The sequence below is a fragment of the Gracilimonas halophila genome (assembly GCF_042684365.1).
Lineage (GTDB): Bacteria > Bacteroidota > Rhodothermia > Balneolales > Balneolaceae > Gracilimonas > Gracilimonas halophila.
In genome coordinates this window covers 196640-209201 of the sequence record NZ_JBHULI010000005.1, presented here as the reverse complement: position 1 = coordinate 209201, position 12562 = coordinate 196640, and the positions used below count along the sequence as shown (strand labels likewise).

Below are 12562 nucleotides of genomic sequence, written 5' to 3'. Positions count from 1 at the left end.
CGACACATCCTTTGGGGTAATCTCAAAAGTCGTCTCCAGACTCCCACTGTAATTTCCGGTCCCCGTAATTGTCACCCCGGCCGTGCCCACATCGGTGTTATTGCTGTAGCTTACCGTATAATCGGTACCTTCTGTCAACGATACACCCCCATTTTGAAGGCTCGTTGATGGAGTAATCGCAAGTCCCGTATACTCCCGGTCGGGTATTTGGTTTAAGATCACTTCTGAGAGTGAGGTAGTAGCTGTAGCCAGAAATGTCGATGAAATTAACGGGTCGCTGCCTACAATTATAGCTTTAAGAGTGTTTTTTCCGAAACCACTACCCAGAATCCAACTATCAAGGCTCGCAATTCCATCTGCATTTGTGGTTATCTCAGACGCAGGATTTACATTTCCACCACCTGATTCTACTTCAAAACGGACTTCCACTCCGGCGATGGGCTCATCGGCGTCTGACATTACACTTACGCTTGGTGCCACTGTAACAGCTTCTCCGCTTAACGCAGTTTGTTCATCTCCGGCTACTTTAACAACTTTGGAGGGAGAACCTGATATAATTGAAACCGGGGCATTTTGTGCATTTAAGATAGGCAGTTTGTAATTGTTTGCCTTCCCACCACTTCCATCATTTGCGTCTAATAAAGTGATTGAACTAATGTAATTGTCATCGGTACTTGTTTCACCATCAGGCCCGGCTATTTCAGCACTGGCAGCAGTTGCATTTGTATAATCCAGTGTTTCTGCAAATCCATTATTACTAACACCGGTTACAATGGAAACAAATCCATTGAGATCTGTACTTCCATCATAAGGTTTAAAAGCACTTAATTCTATCTCTCTGGGTAGAATTTTGCCATTGGCAACCATAGAAGATGTAATACTGTAGTTCGCCGCATCACTGCCTGAAATCTGTAATCCCGATAATGTAACCTTTATATCCTCACCAACATTTTTTGTAGCATACTCAGCTGCTGAAGAAGTAAGGGTTATATCGTCGTCATTGACCAGATTAGATACGGAACTGTCACTCAACGTAGCTTCATGGGAACCATCATACATTTTATTGAAAGCATGAAGTTCAACAGCCCTTGGAATTACGGTCAATGTACTCGTAAGCGTGCCCTCTGTAATTGTATATCCTGTTTTAGGGATACCACCAGAAATGTTAATAGGAGCCTGACCAATTGCAGCTTCCTGAGGCGCCTTGGTGGACGTGATATCTGGTATTTCAGAATAAATTGAACTTAATGGTATACTAATACCGGCACTTCCTCCTAAATAAACATTTGGCTCTTCTTTTATGTCACTTATGATTTCATAGCCAGCTTCAAAGCTGTAATTTGAGTCCACTTGACACGAATCAGCTAGTTTAACCTGAAACCTTAAAGATGGATGACTTCTCCAGGTTCTTGGATTTATTCTTAATCCGATCCAATCTGTATCGGTGTTTGAGACTTCATTAAATACTTCGGTATTACGATCGGAATTTGCGCTAAATATTCCCAATGATGTCCATGTCGTTCCATCCTTTGTGGCTTGCAAATCGTAGGATGTCACCCATTGATCAACATCTCCCCTTCCCTTTGTTATGACTCCTTGAATTTTGGAAGCACTGAATGTAACCCCTACAAATTGACTGGTGGAACTACCTGAACTACCTGACCAACTTGTCCCTGAGGAAAGTTGAGGACTATTTAATCCACCCCAATTGCCACTTTGCAAATAATTAGAAGAACTGGGGTCAGGATTAAGAACAGTAGTATTACATTTATTTTCATCCAAGCAAGAGCCATTTAAACATGCAACAAAACCATACTCTTTGGTGACATTTTTTGCATTTATGGTAAAATCAGTACTGAAAGATTCAGCAAAGACATAACGAGTACCGCCAGCTACTTCATTGGGAGGAAGCGTGCTGTATGTAGATCCTTGGAATGGGATATTTTCACTGTTTAAATCACCATATGTATTTCCTAGTCTGTCATCGAGATACACGGTCCATCGTCCAGATACCGATTCTATTGCTTTGCTGCCAGCCGAATTGATAAAATTACGGGACGCAACCATGGCTATGTCTGATTGGGCGCCTGTTGACTTAACCGTTGTATTATTATTGAGTGTAATATCACGACCAAAGAACGAAATGTCACCGTTGATGGTTGTTGAGGCAGCTACCGTTATGTCTACATTATTTGAGAGTTTACCTACCGTTAGTTCTGTTGCGTCAGTAGATACAGAAACATTAGTAATGGGATACGTGAAGGCATCAGTAAAACTTTCGCTGTATGGTTCTATGGTCACTTCACCAGTCGTTTCAACTGTAGACGATCCACTGGTTCTAAACTCATCTGCTCTCAGAGTGACATCGGCATCAGACGAGGCCACCAAGGTGTTGTTCAGTTGGCCCAAGGTCATGTCATACAACCATATGCCGGTGGTGTGGCCATCGATCGTCACTGCGCCATCGGCGGCCAGCACATCGAAGTCCCTTAAATACACGCCGTAACCGGCTTTGGGTGTCTTCCCATCGATGATGACATCGCCGCCGCCGGTGGCTTCGATGGTTTTGGTGGAGCCACCTGAATTGGAGATCACACCATATGAGTGCGCCTCGCCGATGATCTCAACGGCGGTGCCGGTGGCTTTGTCGGAGACCAACGAAAATCCATTGGTCGTGCCGCCATTGGCCAACAACACCCCATCGCCATCGCGGTCGGTTCGGGTCTTTCCGTGCAGGGTGATCTGGCCTTGGCCTGAGTGGATCGTCAGGTCATTGTTTTGCTGAATGGCATAGGTGTTGCCGGTGTGATACGTGCGCCCGCGAATGATGACATCACCACCGCCTGAATACATCTGTGCGCCGTTGCTCAGGTACACCCCTCGCCAGGTGCGGTCATAGGCAAAGCCATCGGGGATGCCATCATCGGCTGTCTGGCCGTTGGCGCCGTTGTCTGACCCACCAGCGAGCACAATGGTCCCGCCGCCGCTGCTTTGATTGGTTGAGCCACCTGCGCTGTTGAATACGATGGGGTTTTGGGTGTAGATGCGGCCGTCGCCGTTGCCGTCGGTGTCTGCCCAAAACACTACATTGCCCCCATCGGTTTGAAACGTGTAGCCTGAGCGCGTGAGAATGCCACGCGCGGTGGTGACAACGAGGTTGCCGCCACTGGTGGCTTCAAAGCGCCCGTTGGTGGTGGCGCCAAAATAGATGCCGTAGGTGTTCGTGGTGTTGTTGCCGTTGATGGTGATGGCATCGCCAGGGGCTTTGTCTGAAACGACTGAGATGGTATTTGACGTACCATCGGCGAACTCGATGCCGTAGCCCGCAGCCCCACGGGTTCGAAGGATTTGGCCGTCAAATAGGATGGCGCCTTCGCCAGAATACATCGTCAGATCGCCTCGCTGGCGAATGCCTCGGGTGTAGCTGTCGTTGTACTTATTGGTGCGCCCTTTAAGCGTGATATCGCCTCCACCCGAGTGGATCTTCAGACCGGTGCGGATATCAATCCCATATCGGTTGCCATCATCGCGGGCATAGCCATCGGGGCGGTTATTGCCGTCATCAATGCCGCCGGCAAAAATCACATCACCGCCACCGGTGCCTTGGTTAGTCGCCCCGCCTGCGGAGTTGAAGGTGCTGTTGTTGCCAATGTAGAGCCGGCCTTTTTTGAGGGCTGTGTTGTTGGGCCACATGACGATGTCGCCGCCGTCGGTTTGGAAGGTGTAGTTGGAGTGAACATACAGCCCGCGCGCGGTGGTGGCCACGATATGTCCACCGCCCGTCGCTTCAAACCGACCGCTGGCGGTGGCGCCAAAATAAATCCCCCAGGTGTTTGTGGTGTTGTTGCCGTTGATGGTGATGGCATCGCCAGGGGCTTTGTCTGAAACGACTGAGATGGTATTTGACGTGCCATCGGCGAACTCGATGCCGTAGCCCGCAGCCCCACGGGTTCGAAGGATTTGGCCGTCAAACAGGATGGCGCCTTTGCCAGAATACATCGTCAGATCGCCTCGCTGGCGAATGCCTCGGGTGTAACTGTCGTTGTATTTATTAGTGCGCCCTTTGAGCGTGATATCGCCACCACCTGAGTGGATCGTCAGGCCGGTGCGGAGGTCAATCCCATATCGGTTGCCATCATCGCGGGCGTAGCCATCAGGGCGGTTGTTGCCGTCATCAATGCCGCCTGCAAAGATCACATCACCGCCACCGGTGGCTTGGTCGGTGGCCCCGCCTGCGGAGTTGAAGGTGTTGTTTTTGCCAATAGACAGACGGCCTTTTTTGAGGGCTGTGTTGTTGGGCCACATGACTATGTCACCGCCGTTGGTTTGGAAGGTGTAGTCATCGGTGGTAACCACCTCGCGCTTGGCGGTGACAACAATGTCGCCACCACCGGTGGCCTTGACCTCCATCGTCCCACCGACAGTGCCCCCCAGGTAGGTGCCATAGCGGCCTGTTGAGGACTGGATGGTGATGGCGTCACCCGATGGCTTGGCCGATATTAAAGACAGTGTGCCCACCGTGCCACTGCCCAGGTACAACGGCCAGCTCCCGTAGCCTGAGCGGTTTTTGCCCTCCATGAAGATAGAACCCGTGCCCGAGTCGATGGTCAGGTCCCCGGTTTGATAAATGCCGTGGCGGTTGGTGCTCGTGCTGTAGGTCTCGCCTTTTAAGATGACATCACCACCGCCGGAGTGGAGTTTGACGCCCGGATCAAGGAGGATCCCGTAGGTGCTGTTGGTCTTGGCAAAGCCATCGGGGTATCCATCGTTGTCTGCGCTACCGCCGGCGAGGATGATGTGCCCACCTCCCGAAAGACCAGTGGTTTCGCTGCCATCGTTGGTGTTTAAGGTGGTCCCATCGTCGAGGCGAATGCCCCCCGATACATTGTTCGCCGCACTCTGGTTGGTCCAAAGAACAATGTCGGCGTTGTCGGTTTGCAATTGATTTCGCTGACCCAGGCGAATGTAGTCTTCGCTTTTAAACGTGATGGTGCCCGAGCCGGTTGTCTTAAAGACATAGTCACTTTCTGTTTGGATGTGGTGGGGCGTGTCAAGACGGATGTTGCCACCACCGGTGGCGTTGACCTCCATGGTTTTTCCTGTGGTGCCTCCCAAGTACACACCATAGCGCCCGCCTGTGGTCTTCAGGGTGATGGCGTCGCCCGATGGCTTGGCCGACACTAAAGACAGTGTGTCCACCGTACTATTGCCCAATTGTAAGGCCCAGCTGCCGTAGCCTGAGCGGTTTTTGCCCTCGATGAAAATCGAGCCCACGCCCGAGTCGATGGTCAGGTCGCCGGTTTGATAAATGCCGCTTCGGTTGGTCGAGGTGCTGTAGGTCTCGCCTTTTAAGATAACATCACCACCGCTTGAGTCGAACTCAACGCCTGAGTCGAGCTGGATGCCGTACGTGCTGGTGGTGGAGGCATAGTTTTTTGGGTAGCCGGCATCGTCGGCATTGCCGCCAGCCAGAATAATGTCGCCACCTTGGGAGGTGAAGGCGTTGTTGCTGCCAATTTTGATGTTGCCGTCGCGGGCTTGTTGGTTGTCGGACCACAACACAATCGCCCCGCCCGCGGTTTCGAATGAATAATCGCTGGTGGTCTGTATTTGGTGTTTGGTGGTCAAGACGATATCGCCACCCCCGGTGGCTTTGAAGGCCATGTCGGCGTTTGCGGTGCCACCCAAGTAGATGCCATTGCGCCCGGCGGTGCTTTTCAAGGTGATGGCGTTGTCGCTGCCTTTGTCGGATGTCAGCGATAACGTGCCTACCGTGCCATTGCCCAGTTGCAAAGGCCAGCTGCCGTAGCCTGAGCGGTTTTTGCCCTCGATGAAAATCGAGCCCACGCCCGAGTCGATGGTCAGGTCGCCGGTTTGATAAATGCCGCTTCGGTTGGTCGAGGTGCTGTAGGTCTCGCCCCGTACGATTATATCACCTCCAGCAGAATAGAGCTCGACTCCTGTGTCTAATCTTATCCCATATGTGCTGTTGGTCTTGGCAAAGCCATCTGGGTAGCCATCACCGTCTGAGTCGCCACCGCCAGCGAGGATGATGTGCCCACCACCCGAAAGACCGGGGTCGGTACTCCCATTGGTGGTGTTCAGCACCACACCACTGTTGAGGCGAATGTGGCCAGAAATGCTGTTCGAAGCGGTTGGGTTGGTCCAAAAGACAATATCACCACCGTTTGTTTGGATAGTAATGTTTGAGGAAATATCTATATTTTCTGATGCTTTTAGCGTAAGTCTATTCGCTGAAGTTGAAATTATTGATGCTTCAATGCCTATATAACTTGCTGATATTTCTGTAGGTCCCTCCTGTAATTTGTTCAAGAGAGTACTTGCATTTATAGAAACATCAGCAGTAGTTTCAATAAGACCGTCTTCCAAGATCCATCCTTCACCCTCTATATCACCTCCATTTTCGACAATATAGATGTTATTTTGGGCGTCAGCTTTATAATGTGTTAGAAGCTGAATAACTATGAATAGAGCAAAAGGTTTTAATAAATATTTCAAATATTCTGATATCATTTGAGATACATATTTGTCTGATGAGCCTGCAGTAAAATTATACTGCCTTTAACTTATATTTCAGCATTGCGGCCATGATAAATATTACATTGTACTTATGGGCTGACGCAACTATAGAAAATCGAGAGAAATGAGTTTTACCTAATTTGATTATAAGTTCAAATCTTTGTAGTAGTTACCAAGTACTTGTTTATTTTTATAATTTAATTTATGCTTCTTTACCATTTATTAGTACACATGTAAATGTGTACTAATCTTATTGGTCCCATCTCAGATTTTAAACCCAGCAGTTTTTACTTTTCCGAAAAATCCAATAGATGGAAATACAGACAAAGAAATACGAAGAGGCAGCCATTTGGTATAGGTTATCAATTACATACACCACTGCAGGAGAGCGATACCAGGAGGTAAACTCGAGAGCTGATCAATGCGGTGCCTAAAGGAGTAGAAGTACAATTTTGAAGGGTGTATTATTTACTTTTACCAAATAATTCAATCATCGGTTTTTAAAGATAAAACTGGTTTTACCCAGTAATGGGTATGCAAAAAACTGCAAAAAATAATACTTAATAAAAATCAGATAACCGGATAACATGCCTCTGGTAGTATTACACCTTTTACGGGATATTTAATTCGAATTAAGATAGTAAGGGCATCCATTTAATTTTTTACCAGCGGTTTTCTTCCACTTCTTTTCCTGATAATAAAAGTTTGGGTCTGACACATTATCTTGCCATTGCTTATGAAACACTTCCATGGTTGATGCGCTCATAGGAGGTACAATCCAGGACCAGTCGGCCATTACTTCACGGCCGGCCTCTTTTTCTCTGGTACAAAATTTCATGAACTGCCTGGATGCCGTATGATGGTCGGTTATCATGACCCCTGCTTTTTTAAACGAATACAGCACAGCACGGTTAATCTCTAAAAGAGCTCGGTCTTTCCAGAGATCATGCCGGGAGTTTGTACTTAAACCCATTTTCTTTGCAACAACCGGAAGCATATTATATCGGTTTTCATCAGCAAGATTTCTTGCGGCTATTTCTGTTCCCATATACCAGCCACTAAAAGGTGCCGCTGTGTATTCAAGCCCTGCCATACGAAAAGCCATATCAGTGATAACAGGTACTGCATACCACTTTAATTGAAGCTCCTCAAAAAAATGTAGTTCAGGATGTGTAATTTTTACTTCAAGCACAGATTTTCTGGGAAGTTCAAACCACTTTGGTTCCCGGTTACCAATTTGAATAACAATCGGTAAGAGCTCAAATGCTGTACGCTTTGGCTTCCATCCTAAACCTATACATTTATTGGTGAATTCAACTTCAGCTGGATCTCCAGTTATCACTCCATCATTTTCAAAACCGGCGTACCTAACAAGTTGTTTATTCCAAATTCTTATTTCTTCTCCCTTACGCCTTTCTCTAAAAACAGTCATTACCGGTTTTATTCTTCCTTCATTAGTTGCTTCTTGTAAGTGCTCGACCAATGCCTCAAAGATTTCATTTTCGTCGGTCAAATTTCTTTTATCTTTTACATTTAATGACATATGAAATAGCCTTCCTATGCACCTGCTACTATTACGCCAGGCCATTTGACCACCCTTTTTAAGCTCATCTTTTGTGGGGGTCCAAGTTCCTTCACTATAGATTTGTTCTCGGATGCTCTCAAGGCGATTTAATTTTTTTTCATACCATTTATCTTGATGATGTACTTTGATAAATTTTTCAGCTTCTTGCACATATTCTTCTTTAGAGTACATTCTTCAAAAGGTTTACGTTCTTCAGTAACAGTATGACGTTTTAAATCACCTTTTACTCGCTTTAATTTTGACTTAAAATTAATAAAAAAACCGCCACACAAAGGTGGCGGTTTTACTATTCTACTAACGTTGTTTTGTGCTTACAAACAAGGATATTTTATATATGCAACCATCTCTTACTGTAAGAAACCTTCGCGATAGTAGAAATTCTATGTAGCTGTAACGACTCTTCCGATTTTATATCCTTCGTCCTCAGACTTAGATCTGGCAATGGCGTAGATCATTAAACCATATCCCGCTTTCGCAAGAACATCAGCTAAAGAATAACCTACCTGAATAGCTACCGTAGCTGTTGCTCCTTCCCAACCGAAAAATGGAGCCATATATACAATTGGATAAAAGCCCCATGTAAATAATAATAAGAGACGTATGTTTCTGAGTAAGATTCCTGTTTTTCCTGATTGGTTAGAAATGGTAGAACCTAATTCACCCCATAACACATATAGAATGTATACAAAAGGGATAGTACTTAATAAGCCCCACAAACCACGCTCTGAGAACATAGAGGTATCACCGGTTATAATTTCACCAGGATAACCAAGAAGTATCATTAAAAACGATGCTATCACAAGTTTTGTAAGCATCTTACTACGCTTTTCAGAAGCTAAGCCCATAACTAATATCAATTCGACAAGTAGTAATGGTACAGTAAGTAACCAATCAATATATCTGTAGGCATCATTAAAAGGTTTACCTGATGCTACATAATTACCAGCCTCGCCAATTATATAGGCGGCTTCCCATGAGTTGAATATTCTGAGATAGTGATAGGCAGCAATACCAACAACAAGAGTTGATACAATTAGGGATATTCTATACTGCGGTGCCACTCTATTTCTTGCTAATACAAAAAATACACCTGAAAATATCATCGCTGCAATCGCAAACGACAACATGTTATATACCAAATTAAACTGACCAAATGTCAACTGTTCCATCTTTTTTTTTTAGTTAAAAGTTAAAAGAAAAAACTAATGGCACGTGAGAAGTGTTCCAGTGTGTCCATATTTTATATATTTTGGCGGATATTTAAATTTTGCCCCCCCCCAATTCACTGATCTTATAATAACAGTTAACATTATATTTTCTTGTCATACATTTGGTTGATCAGAAGCATATGTGGAAGTGTTAGAACGCTTATTAAGATAAATAGCACACTGATCATCTGATCTTTGACACCTGCTGCTCCCAATATGTACCATAAAAGCACCAACCCTATTAATGAAATAATAGTAAAAGGGACCGTATGCTTGTACAGGTTAAAAAAGGAATCTGTTGAATTATTTTTTAACGAAAGATGATCACGTAATTCAAAGAAATGATTTAGCGAATGCCAAATACCAAAATACAAGGCAAATGAGACCAATGGATTAGCAATAAAGAAAAGAAACGCCAATATGATTACAAGGCTGTATTCCTGAACTATGAAACGGGTTTTGATCTTTCCAATTAAACCCAGCATTAGCATCATATGCTGTAGTAATGCTATGACTGCTATATATAATGCATGATCTACTAACCAATGAATATAAGTTATATCGAAACCTGAAGCTGATTCTATGATAGGTGCTGTAACCTGCCAATGGTAAACCACAGGTATTACAATCAGCACTATACCTCTGGAAACAAAAAGGGCTCTTAAATACGTCTTACTCTTTAACGAAGATGATACCCAATTGAGATCGCCTTGACCAAAATGATATATAGAGGTGATCATAAATACTACAAAACCACTGATAGGGCTTACTATCCATAGGGCACCCAAGCATGCCATTACAATCAGATACGTTCCATAAAACTTTAACTGGTCCTTATAGTTTTGGTTGAGCTTATATACATCTGCAGCCACAATATGATCAACTGCACCGTGTGGGATACCGGTAGCAACGACAAATAATGCGAAAAATATCAATTCAATATGAACAGGTATATCAACAAAATAAAGGTAGGTAATAGCTACAAGCGCAGTCATTCCAATTAAATATCCAAATAGCGGCCACTGTCTTGACTTAGGTAGATTGTTGTTGCTTGAATGGTGCATTAAAACTTGCCGGTTAATATATGTTTTCGGTTTCTCCACAAAGCCTTTAAGAAAGGCCCCCATGGCAGCGTAACAAGCAATCTCATATTTTCTAAAAACCCGGCCTTTTCATCCATGAATTTTAGAATGCTATCCATAGAATTGCGCTTAAATAGTTTTGAAAATATGTTGACTGATGCATCTGGTTGGTTTTCTAAAATATCTAATAATAGTATATCGTAAAACCGATATCGTTTTGGTGATAAATTAAGAACCTGGGGTTCTTCACCTTTACTGATGTGCTTAGCTATTTGCATGTTTATCCTATGAATTCGATTGAAAGCATAACCGGTCGTTGGTTTATTACTTCCTGCGGCAACACCAATGTTGAAAATATTCTTTCCTTCATTCAACTTTGAGCCCCTCATGATCATGGGTATAGCACCACCTTCTGTTTCTGTCACCTTATAATCATCTGCTGTTAAACCGAAATTATCATATAAATATTTGTTTATTTCGTACTCATACTCATCTTTTTCCAATACATTTTTAGAAAACATGGTGTACTCTACTAAAGCTGTGGACCCACTAAATGGCAGCAGATACATGAAGGCCGTAGCATTCTTCTGGGCAACATTGAAATCCATTAACACGGCCTTTTTATGATCAAAAACCGCATTATCTGTCTTGACCTTCCATCCTAGAAAATGCTGCTTGAGATATACTGAATTTGTAATATCCTTCTGTCGTATATTACTTTTAAATACTTTTTTGGTATTGTATATACCGTTTTCTGCTATCACAGTGGTGTATGAATCATCTTCCTGAATACTTTTCACAGTATCTTCTGCCCAAAAAATATTTTTATATTTACATAACTCTTTTATCATCATCTCTTCGTAGGATGCACTTGATATCATGCGGTATGTGTAGTTTATCAGAGACCCCGTTATTTTTTCTTTTTGATTACCAAACACTAGGTCATTCCAAAAGATTCTGGATGAAATTATATCAGGTTTAGCATCCTCATCCCAAAAACACCAGGTTTTATTCTTCCTATTTTCAAAAGAACGTTCAATCAACAAAATCTTATAAGTCTCACCGAGTTCCTGGATCAAATACCATGCTAAGCTAAGGCCTGAGCTACCACAACCAACTATTATACAATCGTATGGTTCGATATTATTAGGTTTTTGCATGGCAAATCATATTCAATTAGTAAATTCAATATTCATTAACCAATATTTTACCATAGCCAACAGATAAATGACGTATTATTATTTTTTATGTCACCAAAATTTGGCAGTATGCATGCATCTTCATTTTTAATATTTATATCCTTTGTTAGATAATACCCCTACTATTGTTTTTTCTTTTGTCAGAAGTGCATTATATATAATGGAAAGTAGATCTAAGTCTTCAAACCAAAATGAACTAATTCAAATAGAAGTAATCCATAGTTTTTAGTTTTAAGTAAAGCAGGAAAAAACTATTACCTATAAATTTATGAGACATATATTCAAATGACATGCCTTTTTTTACACGAACCACCAATATTATATATTTTTAGGCGTATTAAAATTGACCCTAGTACCCTATTTAAAAAAAAGCCTCTTGGTCGAGGCTTTTTTTATTTTAACAGTTTTATTTGGCTATTCGATAATTCTATCATTCTGTAGAACAATTGAAACCTTAATAAACTTCTAATAGTTATCTGGGCCTCAACACGTTAAATAACATGGAATAATTTAAGCACTATAGGTATCTAAAGTATATAAAATTTTAAAAAAAAGGTACTTTTCTCCTCAACTCAAAAATATTCCACTTTTCATTTTATATATACTTACTCAATAATTTTATAAGTTCAGAAATATTGAAAGGTTTATCTATAAACCCGGTTACATTTACCTTAAAACATTTATCCTTGGTTTCCTTATCTGTTCTGGCACTGAGTATATAAAATGGAGTTTTTTTGTATCCCGAAAGCTTTCTTATTTCTGAAAACAGAACCAAACCACTCATCCCAGGCATAAGATAATCGGAGAGAATAATATTATACTCACCTTCTTCTTGCTTTATATATTTTAGAGCTGCCTTGGCATCTTCAGCAAGGTCTGCTTCTAACCCGTTTAGTTCAAAGATATCCTGAAGAGTTTCTCTCAATTCTGGGTCATCTTCAACCATAA

The 12562-nt window shown here is 43.0% G+C and carries 6 protein-coding genes; all 6 read right to left on the bottom strand.

What is annotated here, in order from left to right; all coding sequences use genetic code 11:
* The coding region (locus ACFSVN_RS04680; RefSeq protein ID WP_390299358.1) for a YDG domain-containing protein at positions 1-6534 on the bottom strand (6534 nt) is incomplete at its 3' end.
* A gap of 628 nt (positions 6535-7162) precedes the next feature.
* A complete protein-coding gene (locus tag ACFSVN_RS04675; protein ID WP_390299355.1) occupies positions 7163-8296 on the bottom strand; it encodes a nitric oxide synthase oxygenase in 1134 nt (377 codons plus the stop codon).
* A 209-nt stretch (positions 8297-8505) separates the two neighbouring features.
* Positions 8506-9294 (bottom strand): bacteriorhodopsin-like, encoded by a 789-nt coding sequence (locus ACFSVN_RS04670; protein WP_390299352.1) that lies wholly within the window; start codon positions 9292-9294, stop codon positions 8506-8508.
* Positions 9295-9434: 140 nt separating this feature from the next.
* Positions 9435-10436, bottom strand: coding sequence for a Brp/Blh family beta-carotene 15,15'-dioxygenase (locus tag ACFSVN_RS04665; protein WP_390299349.1), 1002 nt, complete (start codon positions 10434-10436; stop codon positions 9435-9437).
* Complete coding sequence (locus ACFSVN_RS04660; protein WP_390299346.1) at positions 10397-11575, bottom strand: lycopene cyclase family protein; 1179 nt, start codon at positions 11573-11575, stop codon at positions 10397-10399. Before ACFSVN_RS04660 ends, ACFSVN_RS04665 begins: the two co-directional genes overlap by 40 nt.
* Before the next feature lie 634 nt (positions 11576-12209).
* Entirely contained in the window at positions 12210-12560 is a 351-nt protein-coding gene (locus tag ACFSVN_RS04655) for a response regulator (protein WP_390299343.1), read from the bottom strand.
* Positions 12561-12562: the final 2 nt, after the last annotated feature.

Coding starts and splice junctions, on each gene's coding strand:
- ACFSVN_RS04660 (WP_390299346.1), bottom strand. CDS start 11,575: ATGCAAAAACCTAATAATATCGAACCATACGATTGTATAATAGTTGGT.
- ACFSVN_RS04655 (WP_390299343.1), bottom strand. CDS start 12,560: ATGGTTGAAGATGACCCAGAATTGAGAGAAACTCTTCAGGATATCTTT.
- ACFSVN_RS04675 (WP_390299355.1), bottom strand. CDS start 8,296: ATGTACTCTAAAGAAGAATATGTGCAAGAAGCTGAAAAATTTATCAAA.
- ACFSVN_RS04670 (WP_390299352.1), bottom strand. CDS start 9,294: ATGGAACAGTTGACATTTGGTCAGTTTAATTTGGTATATAACATGTTG.